Annotated in this window: 16 protein-coding genes; 7 read left to right on the forward strand and 9 right to left on the reverse strand. The window is 47.0% G+C overall.

Going from position 1 to position 18,023, the window contains the following annotated elements:
* Positions 1 to 5: 5 nt before the first annotated feature.
* The 3 genes from HB364_RS17155 to HB364_RS17165 all read left to right on the forward strand — a co-directional run bounded on the left by HB364_RS17155 (position 6) and on the right by HB364_RS17165 (position 3,066).
* Positions 6 to 488: a hypothetical protein gene (locus HB364_RS17155; RefSeq protein WP_167289437.1), complete on the forward strand. Its 483-nt coding sequence runs from the start codon at positions 6 to 8 to the stop codon at positions 486 to 488.
* Complete coding sequence (locus tag HB364_RS17160; RefSeq protein ID WP_167289438.1) at positions 460 to 1,314, forward strand: tetratricopeptide repeat protein; 855 nt, start codon at positions 460 to 462, stop codon at positions 1,312 to 1,314. Before HB364_RS17155 ends, HB364_RS17160 begins: the two co-directional genes overlap by 29 nt.
* Before the next feature lie 285 nt (positions 1,315 to 1,599).
* Positions 1,600 to 3,066, forward strand: coding sequence for a CHRD domain-containing protein (locus HB364_RS17165; protein WP_167289439.1), 1,467 nt, complete (start codon positions 1,600 to 1,602; stop codon positions 3,064 to 3,066).
* Between the two features lie 125 nt (positions 3,067 to 3,191).
* Here the strand turns inward: HB364_RS17165 and HB364_RS17170 are convergent, their stop codons facing one another.
* Both HB364_RS17170 and HB364_RS17175 read right to left on the reverse strand, forming a co-directional pair.
* On the reverse strand, positions 3,192 to 3,629 hold the full coding sequence (locus HB364_RS17170; RefSeq protein ID WP_167289440.1) for a CBS domain-containing protein: 438 nt from the start codon (positions 3,627 to 3,629) through the stop codon (positions 3,192 to 3,194).
* A gap of 139 nt (positions 3,630 to 3,768) precedes the next feature.
* Positions 3,769 to 4,734 (reverse strand): hypothetical protein, encoded by a 966-nt coding sequence (locus HB364_RS17175; RefSeq protein WP_167289441.1) that lies wholly within the window; start codon positions 4,732 to 4,734, stop codon positions 3,769 to 3,771.
* Between the two features lie 122 nt (positions 4,735 to 4,856).
* Here HB364_RS17175 and HB364_RS17180 point away from each other — a divergent pair, with 122 nt between their 5' ends.
* Together HB364_RS17180 and HB364_RS17185 are read left to right on the forward strand one after the other, a co-directional pair.
* A complete protein-coding gene (locus HB364_RS17180; RefSeq protein ID WP_246228514.1) occupies positions 4,857 to 5,495 on the forward strand; it encodes an RNA polymerase sigma factor in 639 nt (212 codons plus the stop codon).
* 17 nt (positions 5,496 to 5,512) lie between these two features.
* Positions 5,513 to 6,283 (forward strand): tetratricopeptide repeat protein, encoded by a 771-nt coding sequence (locus HB364_RS17185; RefSeq protein WP_167289442.1) that lies wholly within the window; start codon positions 5,513 to 5,515, stop codon positions 6,281 to 6,283.
* Positions 6,284 to 6,288: 5 nt separating this feature from the next.
* Here HB364_RS17185 and HB364_RS17190 read toward each other — a convergent pair whose 3' ends face one another.
* The 3 genes from HB364_RS17190 to HB364_RS33545 form a co-directional block, all read right to left on the reverse strand.
* Positions 6,289 to 7,284 carry a type II toxin-antitoxin system antitoxin SocA domain-containing protein gene (locus HB364_RS17190; RefSeq protein ID WP_167289443.1) on the reverse strand — a complete coding sequence of 332 codons (996 nt, stop codon included), beginning with the start codon at positions 7,282 to 7,284 and terminating at the stop codon, positions 6,289 to 6,291.
* A gap of 7 nt (positions 7,285 to 7,291) precedes the next feature.
* Entirely contained in the window at positions 7,292 to 7,645 is a 354-nt protein-coding gene (locus HB364_RS17195; protein ID WP_167289444.1) for a type II toxin-antitoxin system MqsR family toxin, read from the reverse strand.
* A gap of 120 nt (positions 7,646 to 7,765) precedes the next feature.
* The gene (locus tag HB364_RS33545; protein ID WP_167289445.1) at positions 7,766 to 10,030 is read right to left on the reverse strand and encodes a serine hydrolase; all 2,265 of its coding nucleotides are present in this window, start codon (positions 10,028 to 10,030) and stop codon (positions 7,766 to 7,768) included.
* A gap of 481 nt (positions 10,031 to 10,511) precedes the next feature.
* Here HB364_RS33545 and HB364_RS17205 point away from each other — a divergent pair, with 481 nt between their 5' ends.
* Positions 10,512 to 12,173 carry a T9SS type A sorting domain-containing protein gene (locus tag HB364_RS17205; protein WP_167289446.1) on the forward strand — a complete coding sequence of 554 codons (1,662 nt, stop codon included), beginning with the start codon at positions 10,512 to 10,514 and terminating at the stop codon, positions 12,171 to 12,173.
* 82 nt (positions 12,174 to 12,255) lie between these two features.
* Here the strand turns inward: HB364_RS17205 and HB364_RS17210 are convergent, their stop codons facing one another.
* The 4 genes from HB364_RS17210 to HB364_RS17225 form a co-directional block, all read right to left on the reverse strand.
* On the reverse strand, positions 12,256 to 12,639 hold the full coding sequence (locus HB364_RS17210) for a DUF6520 family protein (RefSeq protein ID WP_167289447.1): 384 nt from the start codon (positions 12,637 to 12,639) through the stop codon (positions 12,256 to 12,258).
* 110 nt (positions 12,640 to 12,749) lie between these two features.
* Positions 12,750 to 13,295: a MauE/DoxX family redox-associated membrane protein gene (locus tag HB364_RS17215; RefSeq protein ID WP_167289448.1), complete on the reverse strand. Its 546-nt coding sequence runs from the start codon at positions 13,293 to 13,295 to the stop codon at positions 12,750 to 12,752.
* A 206-nt stretch (positions 13,296 to 13,501) separates the two neighbouring features.
* On the reverse strand, positions 13,502 to 15,001 hold the full coding sequence (locus HB364_RS17220) for an NAD(P)H-hydrate dehydratase (RefSeq protein ID WP_167289449.1): 1,500 nt from the start codon (positions 14,999 to 15,001) through the stop codon (positions 13,502 to 13,504).
* A gap of 35 nt (positions 15,002 to 15,036) precedes the next feature.
* On the reverse strand, positions 15,037 to 16,356 hold the full coding sequence (locus HB364_RS17225) for a serine hydrolase domain-containing protein (protein ID WP_246228548.1): 1,320 nt from the start codon (positions 16,354 to 16,356) through the stop codon (positions 15,037 to 15,039).
* Positions 16,357 to 16,784: 428 nt separating this feature from the next.
* Between HB364_RS17225 and serA the strand changes: the two genes are divergently transcribed.
* Positions 16,785 to 18,023: a phosphoglycerate dehydrogenase gene (gene serA / locus HB364_RS17230; RefSeq protein ID WP_167289451.1), complete on the forward strand. Its 1,239-nt coding sequence runs from the start codon at positions 16,785 to 16,787 to the stop codon at positions 18,021 to 18,023.

Here is an 18,023-nt window from a genome sequence, read left to right on the forward strand (position 1 = left end):
CAGTTATGCGATACATACTTTTACTGGCCATATTCTTTTATACGATACCCTCCTCCGGGCAAACTTTTCTTATAAAAGAAGGTAAGTTGGCTGATACCATCACCGACCCCGATCTGGAGTACGGAAGCGCTTTGCCTTATTATTACAGCGTTGGCGGAAAATACCCTGCCGGTTCGGCTACCCTGTTAAAAGAAGTCCAGGCATTTACAGAAAAACAAAACAACAATTATTCCGGCAGCGGATATATCACCTTTCGCTTTATCATTGACACTACCGGGAATATGCTTCCCAGGGTGAAAGTGATAGCAACAGATGAACACTATAAAAGCCATCATTTTGAAAAGGCGCTTATCAATGAGCTGTTTGCTTATTTAAAAACACTTAATAAATGGCGGGTGGCGGGGATGGTGCCGGGGAAAACCTGGAAATACATTGCGTTCATAACGTTCAAAATGAAGAATGGGAAAGTTATTAATATCATTCCTTAGCTGTTTGTTCATTGTACTGAATAGCTGCGGACAATCGAACCTCCCCAGGCTGCCCTTGGATTGTGCCGACAGGCGCGTGCAGGACAGTCTTATTAAAAGATACATTACCAATGGGGCAGATAAGCTGCCCGGAATGTACAATGATCCTGCCTGGCAGTTGTATTGTGATAGTGTAATTGCCCTGTGTCCTGAAATCGCTGAAGTTTATCAGCGAAAAGCGGTACCCTTTATTAAAAACGGTGAGTACGAAAAGGCGTTTGTATTGTATGATATCACTGTTCAATTAAACCCTAAAAGATATACGGGGCATAGAGGTTTTTTGAAATGCCTGTTTACCAAGGATTATGAAGGCGCTATTATTGACCTTCAGAAAGCACAGGAGCTCGTACCCAATGGTTATGACATGGACCATACCTACAAGTTTTATGAAGGTTTGTGTAACCTGGAACTGGGTAATTATTCCGCAGCCGAACAAAATTTTAAGCAGGATATTTCCATTCAGGCCAATGATCACCCCGCAGACCCTCCGCATTTTAATACCTTATTGTTTATGGGTATCCTGTATTATGAAATGGGGAAAGATGTCCTGGCAAAAGAGTGCCTGTTGAAATGCCTGAATGCCTATAAGCAACATCCGGAAGGCAATTATTATCTCGCTTTGGTGTTCCAGCGGGAAGGAAATACGGCTATGAAAAGGAAATACCTTGAAATAGCGAAAAAGTCGTACAGCAACGGATACAGAATGAATGAGGATCAACTGTATTATGTGAATTATCCTCACGGGATAAAGCTGTATGAAATAGAGGAGGCGCTGAGCGGCCTATGAGACAACCTTTGGGGGATTCATTGCGTAAAGATGATTGAATGAAGGCGGTGGGGTAAATGCAGGCTTGCTGGTCTTCCGGTTAAAGTAGTCAAATAGAAAGGGATTGTATTCAAACAGTTGCAATATTCTTGTAATGACCGTGCGATTAATAATGGACAACAGTGTGTTTTATCTTAAAAAAATGTATAATTTTATAGTAGCTCTTCCTATCCTTCATCCTCCCTTAAACTCATAATAATTCAATTCTTATGAGGGACCGTAAATAATCACCTCAAAATTTACGGTATGAGACAGTATTACATGAAAACCCGCGTGGTATGCACTGCCATGCTACTGATGGTATCAATTATTGCCCATGCTGCCATCCATCCGTTTCTCGCTACTTATTCAGGCAGCCAGGAAAATCCTCCCAATCCATCACCAGCTATCGGCACCATTGCCGGCGTTTATAATGATGCGACCAATACCCTTCATTATACGATCGCTTTTGGTGGGCTATTGGCTGGCACCACCGCAGCACACTTTCATGCACCGGCGGCGCCCGGTGTCAATGCACCGGTGGTCATTGCACATGCCGGATTCCCGGTGGGCGTTACTGCAGGGACCTATGCCGCTACGGAAGTGCTCACTGATGAACAGGAGACACAGTTAATGGCCGGTCTGTGGTATTCCAATATACACACCACGTTGTTACCCGGTGGTGAGATCAGGGCCCAGATCGTGCTGGGTATACCCAATACCCTGCATTTCTTTATTGACGAGTACAGCGGTTCACAGGAAGTACCACCTAATAATTCTCCGGGCAGAGGGCTTATTTTCGGGGTGTACGATGCTGCCGGTAACAGGATCTATTATGGTATTGTTTTCGGCGGGTTGATGACCAATACGACAGCAGCGCATTTCCATGCTCCCGGCGCGCCCGGTGTCAGCGCTCCTGTTATTATTGCACATGCCGGTTTCCCGGTGGGGGTACAGGCCGGCTGGTATGCCAATACCCATCTGCTCACCGATGAACAGGAAACTCAATTGTTGGATGGCCTGTGGTATTCCAATATTCATACTACCGGTTTGCCGGGCGGTGAGATCAGGGCGCAGATCATGCCGAAAGAACAGGCCGACAGTTCGTGTACAACCATTGCCAACCTGCATACAGATCCCTGCCTGTTGTGGCCGCCTAATCATAAGATGAGGGATGTAAAAGTGCATTATACAGCCGGAGACAATTGTCCGGACTTTGGAGGCTGTGAATTGTCTGTCACCAGCAATGAAGCGGTCAATGGCAGTGGTGATGGCAATACTTCTCCCGACTGGGAGGTTATTGATGACCACCATGTCAGGCTAAGGGCTGAACGGTCGGGTAATGGCAATGGCAGGGTATATACCATCAAAGTAACCTGCAGGGACCCGCTGGGCGATACTTTCAGCCGTAGTACCACCGTGATCGTACCGCATGACAGGAGGGACGGCAATGGAGTTGATTGTCCGCAAGGACGGCGTGAAAGTGGCCTGTCGGCGATCATCTCTAACAATCCCGGCAGAGGCAACTTTATGTTAAACATTCAAACCGATAATCGTACAGACCGGATACAGATCACCATCTCCAGCATGTCCGGCCGCATCGTGTCCAACATCAGCAATATCATTGGCAGCCAGGTAGTGCGCATTGGTGATAACCTGGATGCAGGTGTCTATTTTGTAAAGATCATCCAGGGTGATCAAACTATACAGTTGAAGCTGATCAAAGTAAACTAAGCAAACCGTTGTCATGCATTATAAAAAAAGGGCAGTACCAGTGGTGCTGCCTTTTTTGTCGCTACCAAAAAGCCCCGCAGAGCAGGGCTTCTGGTTCTCCAGGGGGTAATTGGAGAGCAAATGGTTTATCGTGCCGAATGCAGGTAATCTTTCAATTGCGTAATTGTCTCTTCGTGGGAGAGGATGGTTTCTTTTACCACATCATTGATGGAAATGATGCCCATGATCTGTTCTGCTTCAAATACCGGCAGGTAACGGATATTCTTATCCGACATGAGTTGCATACAATAGTCAATGGAATCGGCCGGCGTTATCCGGGGAATATCGGACGACATGATTTCTGAAACCGGTGTATCGGTAGAGCTTTTACCCTTCAGGATGATCTTACGGGAATAATCACGCTCAGTCATAATGCCCAGGTACTGGCCATTGTCCATGACCATCACAGAACCTATGTTCTGATCGGCCATGATCCTTAATGCATCCAATACAGAGGTGCCGGGTGTTACAGTGGTGATGTTACTGCCTTTGCGAAGTAATATATCCGCTACTTTTTTGTTCATACAGCTTGATGTTTTGGTGAGCAATCAGTGAATCGTAATATACAACATTCAATGCACATAAAAAAAGCGGGCCACCTTTTTAAGATGACCCGCCGGAGGTACGGTAAACCGACTGAAAAAGTCCCGGAGATAAGCCTGTTTATTGAATGGAAGCCAGGAAAGCATCTACTTCAGCTTGTGTGGCCTTGTGGATCGGCGCATCAATGTGCATATTGGCGCTGATGGTAATGCTTTGAGTGCCAAACTGTATGAATCCATCACTGTCCTTACCGATCAATACCAGGTGTGCCTGTGACCCAATGGGCAGGGAGTTCTGGTAAGATTCAAACTTCTGAATGCTGTAGTTGAACGGGAAGGTGATCACGGTGCTGATGTTTTTGAAAACCAGTATCACCTGCAGGTCTGTTACCTGGTTATTATCCTGGAAAGCAGGCAATACGGTAACGGTTGTTTTGGGGTTGGGATCGCTGTAGAGGCGGTCGCAGTTTACCCAGGTAAAGCCAGGCAGGGTGAAAGTATAGCTGTTGGGGCCATTACCGAAAGGATAATAAGGAGCAGGTACCCAGGTAGTAGGATTTTGTGGTTGCTGGCCACCGCCGCCACCTGCACCGCCTTGTCCCTGGTCGCGTTTTTCCTGTACGAACAATCCCATATCCCTGTTATTCATCACCTTGGGTACTTCCACCTGGATGCCGGTATCGCCCAGGTTGGGGTTTACCCGCAGGTTTTTACCATCCTGAAGAGCCTTGATCTCCATTTCGCCGCCGGATTCCAGCAACTGGCCATTGGATTCGGTCATAACGCCTGACAGTAATACGTCTTTCTTGCTGAGTACTTCCTTCAGGGTAACGGTTACATTACCGCTTACGATATTGCCGCCGCCATCTACGAATGCATTGGCCGGAAATTTAACCTTGGTGCCTTTTTCACCGATAACAGCAAACCCTGTAGCAGCATTGCCGGTAAAGCTTTGCGTGGGTATTTTATGCGAGGTCCAGAAATCATCGGCCTTTGCATAGGCCGGAGCATCATTGTTTTTCTTACAGGAAACCAGTGTTGCAATGGAAGCAGCTATAACAGTGGCTGCGAATAATGAACGTTTCATAACAGTATATTTTTAGTGATAGTGCCTACTCTTTGATTGGGCTTTTCGGCATCCGCCCCTTGCGTGTTCACAGGTATATCAGCGGGTCGTAATTTTTGTTACCCCCCTGGGTTGAAAATTTTTTGGCTATTTTTACCGGCAGGGGCGTAAAGCGGCGTTTGTGCTATGGCTATCATTCACTTATAAAACTTTTTACCATAACCACCATTATTCATACCGACCAGCGATATATACAGGCCCTGCTGGAAAATGATACCCTCGCAGTGCGGGAGATCTATAGCAGGTATGCCGGGAAAGTGCGGCAATATATATTGGCCAACAGCGGCAGTGAGGATGATGCCGCCGATATCTTCCAGGAGTCTTTAATAGATATTTATAACCAGGCAAAAAATAAGGGCTTACAGCTTACCTGTCCCTTTGAGCCTTTCCTTATTATAGTATGTAAAAGGAAGTGGCTTAATGAGCTGAAAAAAAGAGGGCGGCAGCCGGTAACAAAAGATATAGACGATGTATCTATAGGGGAGGATGTATTTGCCATGGCCGAGCAATTAAAGCAAAGCCAGGATAAAATGCAGCTTTTTCTGCAATGCTTTGAGCGCCTGGGCGCCACCTGTAAAGAGATCATTAAAAAATGCATGGGTGGTGAAGACCAGGAAAAGATCGCTGAGCAGTTGAAGGTAACCTATGGTTACCTGCGCAAGAAGAAAAGCGAATGCATGGCATCCCTTGTACAAATGATCCGTCAGCATCAGGATTTATAACCTAAGAAGCTACAGTTATGAAATATACTTATGAAGATATGGCGCGCTATGCGGATGGCCTGATGGAGGCTGAGGAGCAGCAGGCTTTCGAGGCGGCGCTGGCTACCGACGCTGAGCTGCAGCAGCAACTCGCTTTGTACAGGGAGGTGGATAGCTCCTTGCAACAGCAGTTTGGCAAGGATGAGCAGCGGGAGCAATTGCAGGGTACCCTGCAACAAATGCGGCAGGAGTTTTTCGGTACGAAGACAGCCATTGAACAACCGCCTGTGCAGCAGCCGGCGCAACAGACAGCCAAAGTAATGCCGTTTAAACGCTACCTGACCGTTGCAGTAGCGGCGGCGGCAGTGCTGATCATCGGGGTATTTGTGTGGAATCCTTTTGCTCCTGATCTCTATGCAAAATATGCTGCTACCCAAATGGTGGCGCAGGTGGAGCGGGGGAGTCATGTTGATTCCGTATTACAAAATGCTACCCTTGCTTTTAATAACAAGGAATTTACGGAGGCCGCCGTATTACTGGCGGAAGTGGTACAAACGCAGCCCGATAACAGTTACGCGCTCTTCTATTTTGGTGTGGCATTGATGCAAAGCAACCAGGTGCCACGGGCCAGGGCTGTTTTTGAGCAACTGGTGAAAGGTGAATCAGCCTTCAAATATGAAGCTACTTTCTATGAAGCCCTTAGCTACCTGAAAGAAGGCAATAAGGATGCTGCCAAAGACTGGCTGGAAAAGATCCCTGCCGATGCACCTAATTATGTGAAGGCGCAGGAGTTGCTGAAGAAGCTGTAGCAAGACTATACACCTATCAGATCAAATGCGTAATTATAATTGATCAGTTTTTTACCATCTATGTTTTCTTTCCAGGCGGGCTCCTGGTGACTGATATCTACCAATTGGCTTGTCTTCAGGCTTTTTAATTTTGCCTGTACAATTTGCATGCTCTTTATTTCCTCCTCACTGAATAGATCTTCCCGAAATACCAGGTCTGTAGCCGGTTCAATGATCACCATTTCTTTATCGCCATCCCAAATCTCATATTTCAGAGTGATCACACGTTGTTCCTCAGCCATCTTAAATAAATAATCAAACTGACCGGGAACAGGGCCCCATTGTATAGCGCGGTATTGTAATCCGCTGATGCCGGTACCTGTTTTCTTAAAATGATAAAAATCTGCATAAAACAATAGCTTGTTAATCGCAGTCTTTAAAGGCTTCAGGTTATCAGCAAAATAACGCACCATATGATAAGCCTTTTCAGGGCTTGTTTTTCTGTACCCGTTAAACTCACAGGGCATATGTACGCCCAGCATTTTTTCCTGCATTATTTTCCAGGAGGTCTTCTCTTGTTTTAATTCAGCGATGCGTTTTAACAGCTTCTCTTTTTGCCTGTCTTTTACGGCATCGCTTAATTCTACCAGACGCAAAAATTCATCCGGATTGGCGGCCATTTGTATCAGTCGCGCATTGGTTTCGCTGGGGATATCCCCTGTTTCATATAACCTGTACTGGTTTACACCAAAGCCCAATATCTCTGACATCGTGGTGGCGGGCAGGTCATACTGGCTACGGGTATTTTTGATCTCTTCCGTAAAGGGCAATTTATGCTTGGCGCGGTAGGCATTATATACCTGCCCAAGATTAAGGTTACCCAATTCCTCATCTTCAAATTCTTCGCCGGAATCGGTACACCGGTAAGAATGATAAACCACTTCAAATTGCTCTTTGCGGAATTCCAATGTTGTTTTCCCCCTTACCAATTCCATCGGCTTTCCTGTAATAGGACTTTTCATACAATTATTATTTAAAGGGATAATGCATTTTATGTTCTGCGAAATGAAACGATATACATATAGTCTTTGATTCCGGATGTCCCAATTGTATCTTGATATAAACCTCCCGTCCCTTGATTACCTTACCGAATATCCACATAGCCGAAATATGATAAAGTGTATCCTGAACAGGACCTTCCGAATAGTCTTTTAATTCCAGGTCTTTCAGGACCTGGCGCACATGTGTATAGTTGTATTCAAGGGCCAGTAACGTTTTGGTATTCTTATCATTGGTGCGGTCAGTCCTGATAATAAGACCCCAAAAGTCCATTTTGAATTTGAAGTCCTGCAGGAATTGGATTACCTGGTTTTTCAAAGGCATACAGCGATTGATTTCCCTACAAATGTACTAAAAAGTTTAGTATATACAAATTTAAATACCAATTTTAAACTTTATCGTTTAATTCTGATAAATAGGTGGCCTGCATTGCCCGGGAAGTTCCTATTCCAGCTCTTTGAGTATTAAATCCGTCATGTCAAATCGTGGGAAATCTCCTGCATTGCTCAATAGGATGATCAGGATTTGATCGTCGGGTTGCCGCACAAACATGGAGTAATAACCAAAGTCGGTGCCCGGATGGTAAATGATGGTATGTTGTTGTGACTTCCTGAACATCTTTTTATCAATCATCCAGCCATAGCCATAACCGGCATCCCAATCGGTGTAGTCGGCGCGTGGCGTAAAGGAGGCGGCCAGCAGGCTATCGGGCAATACCGTGCCTTTATACATGGCCTCATCCCATTTCAGCAGGTCCTGCACCGTGGAGGCAATGCCACCGGCGCCAGCCATATTCTTAATAGGATATGCCGGCTCTTTTTGTCCCATCCAATAACCGGTTGAGTTCAATACAGGCAGGCCGAACCCGGAATGGTCCATGCCCAGCGGTTTAAAAATGCGTTCCTGCAATACCTGTCCATACGATTGTCCGGTAACCTTTTCAATGATGGCTGCCAATAGCAGGTAGCCGGAATTGGTGTAGCTGAACCGCGTGCCTGCTGTAAATTCGGGTTGGTCGCTGCAGAAAGCAGTCACCATCTCGGGTAGTTCATACGGCTGGCTCATCAGCTTTGCGGTATAGTCGTCGTTTTTGGTATAGCTGGGAATGCCTGACGTATGGGTTAAGAGTTGTTCTATAGTCACGGCGCCATGTACATGGGAAGGAAAAAAACGGCCAATGGAGTCCTGCAGCCGGAGTTTATTTTCACGCACCAGTTGCAGGACCAGTTGTGCGGTGAATGATTTGGAAAGCGAGCCGATCCTGTATTGGGTAGTGTCTGCGGCTGTTGCTGCTTTTTCTTTATCAGCCATGCCATAGCCTTTTACAAGGATGATTTTGCCTTTGTATTGAATAAGCGCCGATCCGTTGAAGGCGCCCATGTTATGGTAGTAACTGCAAATGGAATCAATGCGGGTGGTTACCTCTCCCCGTATCTTTCTCAGTTTTGATTCCATCTTTTCTTTCAGGCTGAAGGCGCTATTGCGGGCCTCGATCTCCCTGGCAATAGCTTCCGAATTATAATCGGCCAGCAGGATATTGTAGTCCTTCCAGAATTCAGCATTGTTGTCAGCTTGCTGCAACTCAATGAACTTATTGTTGCCCAGCGCTTCCTTACTTACAAAGGCATTGCCGGGCAGGGTATCAATCTCCGTTATAATATAATCTACCCTGATATCCGCCGGAAAATCATAGAAGCCCCGCTTGCTTTTAAAGTTCAGTATATTGTCATTCTTCACAGACGATAAGATCCACTTGCCGCCATAGGGCCGGTAAGTAATGTCCCAGGCCTCTTTGCGTATGTCAATATTCATTCCCAGTATCTTCAGTAAGGCCCGGGTGCCTGCGTCGCCATACTTACACCAGGCCATGCCACGCGGACTTCTTTCCATTTGTATAGACACAAAGGCGAAACTTTCCGCATCCAGTAAAAGCTGCCCTTTAAACAGGGATTCTTTGATGCCTTCTTTTTGATCAAATAGTATCTTGTACACTTCCCGGCCATGATAGTTAATTACGCCCCGCATGGTAAACTGGTGCTTTTTAATGCCTTCTTTACTGAGCAGTTCGGAAGAGGCGATCTCCTTTACCTGGTCAAATTCATACAGGTTTTTAGGTTTCAGTCCGAGGTCAATGCCGTGGGATGCTTTTTCATCCTGTACCGATCTCATTTTCTGCAATTGGAACTGACTGGTTTTGGAGGCGGTATAACCGAAATTGTAAATGTCAAATACGGCTTCGGACAGCATAATATGTGCTGCTCCCTTTTTGGTATCTATCCTGTAAAAGCCGCGTGTAACATGCGGGTTGGTGAAATAGTTATCCGGAATACGTTTACGGGCATTTTCCAGCAGTTCCAGCGGATGGAGGGGTTTCACCACCACTTCCTGCAGCGCTGCGGGGAGAGGCTTTAATTGTATAACGGTTGCTTTTTGTGCGGCAAGGCCGGCTACCGCCAGGCGTTGCGTAGAAAAGCCGAGATAGGAGATTTCCAGTGTATCATGGAGGGAGGCCGCATTTCCTTTTAACAGGAATTGACCGGATTGATTGGTGAGGGTGCCGGTACCTTTGATAACAAGCCGTACTGAAGCAGATGGGAGAGGCGCATGGCGCGGATCTCTTACTTCGCCGGCAATCACCCAATGGTCGTTCTGGGCATTAATCGCATGACAGACAGTAAATAGTACAGCAAGTAAAAATGTGACCCTCACTATTTATTTTTTGCTAAAAGTAGTGGGCAGGATGTTAACTATATTGTAAAGTGCGGTTAACCGGGAGAGGTGTAAAGAATTGGCTTTCCGGGAGCATAAAGCAATCGTGTCAGATACCCGAATCCGGTCATTTTTCGTTGCCGCCCCAGTGTATGGTAGTCTTTATATCTCCTCCGGAATAGCAGTTATAATAAATTAGTCATGAATTGTTATTAGTCCGGAGTTTATGCAGTAATTTTATTTAGCTATATCTTATAGTATACAAAGAACGGCCTCCTTACCTTTTTTACTTCATTTAATTTGGTACCGTAAACCAACTCCTTTTTGGCGTAACACCACACAGCTCCCCACCAACCCACAGGTTAATGTTACTGGCAGTAGTATGTCTGCCCAAGATATCTATGCGCCCAAACAGTCAGGCGTGGGGTATCCGGCATGCAGTATTTGCAGGAAATCACTTTTACTCTACAAAATCCTTCTTATGGTAGCAATGAAATTCAACGTCACTATGTTTTTTTTAATGGTATTTATGGCAGGGGCTGCGCAGGTGCCCTTTACGTCAGGTAATATTGTAGTATACCGCGTGGGCACGGCGGGCTCAGCATTAACCAGTGCTGCAACGCCGGTATTTTTAGATGAATATACACCGGCCGGCGTACTGGTCCAGTCGGTTGCCATGCCGGTAGCCGTGAGTGGCTCCAACCAGGTGTTAACCGGAGCCGGTACTGCCGGCACGGAAGGGATTATGACCTTATCGGCTGATGGCCAGTACCTGGTGGTTCCCGGTTATAATGCCGCCGTGGGAACAGCCACCCTAACCGCTACAACGAGTGCAGCCGTTCCAAGGACCATCGGATTGGTTAAGTATGACGCCACCATCAATACCACTACCGCGCTCACCGATCTTTCTTCTGCAGGTTCTGTAAGGTCTGCGGTATCAGACGATGGTACTGGCGTGTGGGCTTGCGGAAATGGAACGGCTGGTGGTACCGGGGGCGTACGGTATGCTCCATTGGGCGCTACTACCTCTACCCGGTTGAGTACCGGTGGCCCGGGAGCGCTTCGCGCTCTTAACATTACAAGTGGTCAATTATATGTAGCCGGCAATACCAGCACTCCAAAATTGGGAGTGATAGGTACCGGCATGCCAACCACAAGCGGGCAAACGGTCTCCGGTCTGCCCGGTTTTCCCACAGGCGGAACCCCGGGACAGTTTATTTTTGCAGACCTGGATGCGGGCGTAGCCGGACCAGATGTACTTTACGTAGCGGATGACAACGCTGGCATTCAAAAATATTCTCATGTTGGTGGAAGCTGGACTTTAAATGGAACTGTTGGTACCGGTACTGATGATTATAGGGGCATGGCTATCAAGGTTTCCGGAACTACCGTTACCTTATACACCATGAGAATAGGTCTCAACAGTGCTGCCAACGGCGGTGGCGAGTTCGTTACACTTACCGATGCCAGCGGGTTCAATGGCGCTTTTGCAGGAACGCCTACTGTATTGGCTACCGCTGTCACCAACAATACCTCTTTCAGAGGGGTAGCCCTGGCGCCACAGGCGTTGGCCGTTACGCCTGTTAAATTGATGACCTTCACAGCCCGCGCCATCAACAAAGATGTACGGATGGCCTGGTCCACAGCATCCGCCATCAACTTCAGCCATTTCGAAGTGGAACGGTCTGCGAATGGGAGCACATTTACCGTTGCCGGCAGGGTTAATGTCCGGTCCACCAATAATAATACTGTTGACTATACCTTTACGGATGCAGGCAGTATGAATACCAACATGTCAAACGGCATACTCCACTATCGTTTAAAAATGGTAGATATAGACGGCAGGTTTGAATACTCAAAGATCATTGCTGTATTCATGAACGAAAAAAAGACCGGCTTGATCAATGCTTACCCGGCCCCCTTCACTAATAAAGTATGGGTGAAAGTAGGATTAATAAGCGCGGGCCATGTACACTTATCGGTTACTGATCTTGGGGGAAGGGTCATAAAGTCAATGCAGCTATTGCTGCCGGCAGGAGAAAATACGGTTTCAGTGGATGAACTGGGTAGTTTGCCCAAAGGAACCTACCTGCTGCGGGTAACTATTGATGATAAAATAACTTCGATGAAACTCATGAAATAACCCTTTCACAGGATGGCATATAAAAAGGGTTATCCCGCTTATATAGGATAACCCTTTATTTGTTGACCTGTTTTATACCCTTTTAATTCTTCAACTCAACTCCGGTATTGAGGATCTCTATAGAGAGGTCTTCAAACTGCAGCAGAGCATTATCAATGAGGTTCTTAATATAAGTGTTCTCGTCATCTACCATGGGTAATCCAGGGAATGCTCCTCCAGGTCCATAAATTTCACTGGGGTCAACACAAATAGCACATAAGTTTGTCGCACCCGGACAGGAAGGGGGCGGGCTTACTGTTAATGTGAAATTTACCGGGTCATGTTCATTGCCTGGCGCTGCGGTGTAATCGTACCATACACAAGTTAAGAGTGCCTTGCTCTTTGCTTCGGCAGTGCGAAAAGCGAAGGAGGTGCCAATGGCCAGCAATAGCACAATGGCTGAGATACCGATTTTGAAATGCTTCATAACTTGAAGATTATTGATTAAAAAATGGCCTGCGTGTTTACAGGAGCAGGCTTTCCCTGTTTGTAACATTTTTATAACTCCGTTAATGATCTTCAGGATTGGTTATAGTACTACGGGTTTGCCGGACCGTGTTGTTGCTTGTGTGTAATGTAAAGGGCCCGTATCGTTATGAGCAGGAAAAAGGCATTCAGGAACAGGTGTTGTTTCCAGGATAGCTGGGTAATTACCCCGCCGCAGGAACAAGGCAGCATGCTTCCGTATTTGACCAGGATATAAATAATGTAGCCGGTAAACAAGGTCAGTAAAAGCAGGGAAGCATAATAGCCGGCTGTTTTTGTTTTGTCAAAAAGCAATAATAAACAGATCAGTATTTCGGCTACAGGAATGATATAAGCCAGTTCAGTTACATAAGGGCGCAATACAGGTGATTTGAACATGGCATCCCGGAAAGCCGTTACATCAATGAGCTTCACTTCTTCCCAGGTGAAAGGAGGCGTGTAGGTGATAGGGTTCAATTTACTAAAGGCGGTATAAGCAAACAGGAAGATAAGAAGGTGCCTGACTTTTATGTACTTGCTTACCTGGTTACAGATAGCAGTGAAAAAAACACTTGCATACATTTTGGCAGCGGCTTTCGGCCGGATTGTGTTTTCCATAAAATGAGCGGATAATGAAGTGGGAGAATCTGTCTTACCAAAGGTAACACCGGATTGTAATCAAACGCATCAATTTTTCACTGCTTTCACTTAATTTATGTGGTTTTCTCAAAAGAGCCTATAGACTAACTCTTATTGTGACCTGTTCTCAACGCATTTCCATTTTTTGTGGCGTGCTTTGCGTAAGAAACTAATCATAGAAAGTATTATTCCTTCACCTGTTGAAACGCATCGCCCAAATAATCAGTAATATCAGAAGCAATGAGGGATTCCTGGGAAGAGTAGGAGACAGCGAGATCGCCGGCCAGGCCATGCAGGTATACACCAGCTATGGCTGCCTGTGCAGCAGTATAGCCCTGTGCAGCCAAACCAGTAATGATGCCTGTTAGTACATCGCCACTGCCACCGGTAGCCATACCGGGATTGCCGGTGCTGTTGAAATAAGCCAGTCCTTCCGGCGTGGCTACGAGGGTATAACGGTCTTTTAATACAATCACGATCTTAAAGGCGGCGGCTTTTTTCAGCGCCAGTTGTATGCGTTCAAAATCATTGGCCGCTTTGCCAAATAAGCGCTCAAACTCTTTGGGGTGGGGCGTGAGGATGGTATCCGGAGGCAACTGCTCCAGTAATTGCTGGTGCTGTGCGAGTACATTTAAGGCATCGGCATCCAATACCAGTGCATGCCTGCATTGCTGAAAGATACTTTCCAGTAATGGCTTGTGTGTAGCATGCTGACCCAAACCCGGACCAACGCCTATCACATCATACTTGTCCATCTCCACTGCCAGCTCCACATATTCCTTACCGGCTGTATAAGTCATGGCTTCGGGTACAGCTATCTGCATGATCGTATAACCAACGGCGGGAATGTGCATCGTGAGTTTACCTGCGCCGCTGCGCAGGCAGGCTTTGGCGCTAAGTGTAGCGGCGCCCATCATGCCCTGGCTGCCTGCTACCATCGCTGCATGGCCATAACTGCCTTTATGGGAAAATGGCTTGCGTGGTTGGAGGATGGACTGTACCAGTGATTTGTCTATCCAGTGGTGGGCAGGGGGATGTTTTTCCGGGAAAGCGGGATGCAGGCCGATATCCAGTATATGCAGCACACCAATGAAAGGAGCATTCTCTGCTACCAGGAAAGCGGGCTTATAACATTGAAAGCTCAGGGTATGGGTAGCAGTGATCACCGTATTGCCGGCCGAAGAGCTGTCTACCATCAGTCCCGAAGGGATATCAATGGCAATCACTTCCCCGCCGCTTTGGTTGATATGCTTCACCACGGAGGCGGTTAATCCTTCCAGCGGCCTGTTGAGCCCCGAACCCAGCAGGGCGTCTATCACAATATCGCCGGCCGTGAGTACCGGGATGCCTTCTTCAGAAGAAATGAATTTAATCGTGGCATTGGAGTCATGCAGGCGGGCCAGGTTGGTCTGGAAATCATCGGTGCCTTTGTGGCCAAATTCAAGGATATAAACAGTAACGGTATGATCGCTTGCTGCCAGTAACCGGGCAATGGCCAGTCCATCGCCCCCATTATTACCCTTGCCGCAAAAAATAACAAAGCCGGCTTCGGTATTCCGGTATTTCAGCAACCATTGATAGCAGGCCAGTGAGGCCCGCTCCATAAGATCAATAGAGGCGATAGGCTCGTGCAGGATGGTATATTCATCCCAGGCGCGTATATCGGTAGCGGAGAAAATGTACATGGCTAAATAATGAGTAGGCTAATATACGCCACTCATTACTTCTTTCCGGACTTGCTGGTAGTTTTAGTGGTCCTGGCGGCCTTACCGGCATACGAAGTGGTGGTGCTTCTCTTTTTGTAGGATTTTGTTTTGGCCTTGGCTATCATTTGCTTTTTGGACGATTTCTTGCGAACAGTACGCGCTACCCGGTTATCGGCATAGCCGTCACCGTCTGTACGCTGCATATAATCGCCAAAATAGTCGGCCATTTCCTTGACTGTATAAATGCTCTTAGCGTCGTTATTACACAGGGCGATGATGGTTACATCCTCATCCAGCAGGCGGTAAAAGGCGGTACGGTTGCCATGCCACCAGCCATTGTGGTATACGAGCTTCTTGCCGTTCTTCAGTACATACATGCGCCAGCCAAGACCATAATTATGGGTGCCGGGCTTTTCAAAGCTGTAAGGACTATAAGCGGCATCAAGGGTTGATTGTTTGAACAAGCCATTGTGCAGCGCCTGGTCCCATTTCAGCAGGTCACGCACGGTGCTGTAAATATTCTTATCGCCATATACCATGTCTAAATAGTCAAAGGCATAAGGGCGGCCTGAATAATAAAAGGAGGGGAGGCTGCGGGCTGAATCGGCCCGGGTGAACACATACGAGTCACGCATGCCCAGGGAATCAAAGAAAGTATGCTTGAGGTAATCGCCATAGAACTGGCCGCTCACCTTTTCAATGATCAGGGCCAGCAGGGCATAATTGGTATTGGAATAGCTGAAGCCGCGGTCGGGGCGGCCAACGGGGATCTTCTTGCGGTTGGTGATCAGGAAGTCCAGCACATCCTGGTTATTCATGATCTTGCGCCTGTTCCAGCCCAGGCTGCCCATATAATGGTCATACTTGGGAATACCACTGCGGTGGTTCAGCAACATTTTTACCGTAACACCTGCGCAGGGGAAGTTGGGGAGGTAATGGCTCACGGGATCGTCAATATTCAGCTTGCCCTGTTCCCACAGTTTGAGCACGGCCATGCCGGTAAAGGTCTTGGACACCGAAGCCAGGTGAAAGGGGGTATTAGCGGTAATGGAATCTTCCGGGCGGCGGGGGTTGGAAAACCCGGCATATTTCTCATACAGGACCTGTCCCTTGCGGGCAACCAGGATACTGCCATTCAGGTGGTCACCAAAGGTGGTATCCACAAAACCCCTTACGAGCGATATATAGTAGTCGGCTGAATCTGGGTTGTTGGCAGACGCATTGGCAGCAGACAGGGTAGTCTGCGCATTTGTTTGCGCTAATAATGCTGGCTGTTTATCACTGAGTTGTGCACAGCCAATAGCAAGGAGGCTTACTGGAATGAACCTTAACATGGTTTTCAAAAGGAACTGTTTTTTTCCGGGTTAGTGATCAACAAAAATATCAATTAATCACGGAATTTACGGCATCAGGCCTGTAATTTCACAGATTATTTGCATCATAAAGTACTGATAAATACTTATTTCTATAAGTCGCTGCTACCTTTTTTGACATCCATCAACCCCGATCCGGTTTTTCCATGTCAATTTTATGCGACATCTTTGCACCCCGATCCCGGATTATAAGATTAAAAGCAGATTTCATGGATTAGTAGATATTATTCAATGTTATAGGCGAATTGATAGATATTATTCACTCCATCTGCCTTTACTGAACTTCCATCCGTGCAATCTGTAATTATCTGTATAGTCCGCATAATCAGTCTAATCTGTTATAATCGGTGCAATCTGTGATTATTTAACGCAAAAGATGAGCCATCATTATGAGCGAGAAAAAAAATACAAGTTATCCGAAAGAGAAAGTGAACATCCTGTTCCTGGAGAACATCAGCGACGCAGCCGTAAAGAATTTTAAAGAGGCGGGTTATGCCTCCGTGCGCAAACTGGGCGGCGCCCTTACCGAGGACGACCTGGTCCGAGAAGTGAAAGATGTACACCTCCTGGGTATCCGTTCCAAAACCCAGATTACCCCCCGGGTGCTGGAGGCGGCTAAAAAGCTGCAGGCCATCGGCTGTTTCTGTATCGGGGTAAACCAGGTAGACCTTAAAAGCGCCACCGAACATGGCGTGGTGGTATTCAATGCTCCTTATTCCAATACACGTTCGGTGGCTGAGCTGGTGATCGGGTTGTCCATCATGCTCATCCGTCGTATTCCCGATAAAAATATGGCTGCCCATAAAGGTATCTGGATGAAAGAAGCCAAGGGCAGCTATGAGCTGCGCGGCAAAACCCTCGGTATCATCGGCTACGGTAATATCGGCTCACAGGTGAGCGTGCTGGCCGAAGCCCTGGGTATGAAAGTGATCTTTTATGATGCGGTGACCAAGCTGCCGCTGGGCAATGCGGTGGCCAAAAAAACGCTGAAAGAGGTGGTGAGCCAGGCAGATATCATCACTTTACATGTTCCTGATACGCCTGTTACCAGGAACCTGATCAATAAGAATGCCTTAAAGAACTTTAAAAAAGGCTCTATCTTAATTAACTATGCCCGCGGTGAAGTGGTAGACCTGGAAGGGCTGCGCAAATGCATCCTGGACGGGCAGATAGCAGGTGCCGCCATAGACGTTTTCCCCTGGGAGCCGGAGAAGAATGGCGACCGCTTTGAAACGCCTTTGCAGGAGTTGCCCAATGTGATCCTCACCCCGCATATCGGCGGCTCTACGGAAGAGGCGCAGGAAAATATCGGGGAAGATGTGAGCAACAAGCTATTCCAATTCCTCGAAATGGGAATTACCAATGGATCGCATACCATACCAGGCCTGAACCTGCCGCCGCAGGAAGGCACCCACCGTATATTGCACATTCACCGCAACGTGCCGGGGGTATTGTCTGAGATCAACACGCAATTGTCTAAAAACAATATCAATATCCTGGCGCAGTACCTCAAAACCAACGATGAGATCGGTTACGTCGTATTGGATGTGGACAGGAAGATCTCCGATACTGCTTTCCAATTGTTAAAACAGGTCAAAGAGACCATTAAGGTGAGATTGTTGTACTAA

Origin of the sequence: Paraflavitalea devenefica, assembly GCF_011759375.1 — a bacterium.
In the GTDB taxonomy this organism is placed as follows: domain Bacteria; phylum Bacteroidota; class Bacteroidia; order Chitinophagales; family Chitinophagaceae; genus Paraflavitalea; species Paraflavitalea devenefica.

Excerpts from the sequence above, each read along its gene's own strand:
- HB364_RS17155 (WP_167289437.1), top strand. The coding sequence starts at position 6 with ATGCGATACATACTTTTACTGGCCATATTCTTTTATACGATACCCTCC.
- HB364_RS17160 (WP_167289438.1), top strand. The coding sequence starts at position 460 with ATGGGAAAGTTATTAATATCATTCCTTAGCTGTTTGTTCATTGTACTG.
- HB364_RS17165 (WP_167289439.1), top strand. The coding sequence starts at position 1,600 with ATGAGACAGTATTACATGAAAACCCGCGTGGTATGCACTGCCATGCTA.
- HB364_RS17170 (WP_167289440.1), bottom strand. The coding sequence starts at position 3,629 with ATGAACAAAAAAGTAGCGGATATATTACTTCGCAAAGGCAGTAACATC.
- HB364_RS17175 (WP_167289441.1), bottom strand. The coding sequence starts at position 4,734 with ATGAAACGTTCATTATTCGCAGCCACTGTTATAGCTGCTTCCATTGCA.
- HB364_RS17185 (WP_167289442.1), top strand. The coding sequence starts at position 5,513 with ATGAAATATACTTATGAAGATATGGCGCGCTATGCGGATGGCCTGATG.
- HB364_RS17190 (WP_167289443.1), bottom strand. The coding sequence starts at position 7,284 with ATGAAAAGTCCTATTACAGGAAAGCCGATGGAATTGGTAAGGGGGAAA.
- HB364_RS17195 (WP_167289444.1), bottom strand. The coding sequence starts at position 7,645 with ATGCCTTTGAAAAACCAGGTAATCCAATTCCTGCAGGACTTCAAATTC.
- HB364_RS17205 (WP_167289446.1), top strand. The coding sequence starts at position 10,512 with ATGGTAGCAATGAAATTCAACGTCACTATGTTTTTTTTAATGGTATTT.
- HB364_RS17210 (WP_167289447.1), bottom strand. The coding sequence starts at position 12,639 with ATGAAGCATTTCAAAATCGGTATCTCAGCCATTGTGCTATTGCTGGCC.
- HB364_RS17215 (WP_167289448.1), bottom strand. The coding sequence starts at position 13,295 with ATGGAAAACACAATCCGGCCGAAAGCCGCTGCCAAAATGTATGCAAGT.
- HB364_RS17220 (WP_167289449.1), bottom strand. The coding sequence starts at position 15,001 with ATGTACATTTTCTCCGCTACCGATATACGCGCCTGGGATGAATATACC.
- HB364_RS17225 (WP_246228548.1), bottom strand. The coding sequence starts at position 16,356 with ATGTTAAGGTTCATTCCAGTAAGCCTCCTTGCTATTGGCTGTGCACAA.
- serA (WP_167289451.1), top strand. The coding sequence starts at position 16,785 with ATGAGCGAGAAAAAAAATACAAGTTATCCGAAAGAGAAAGTGAACATC.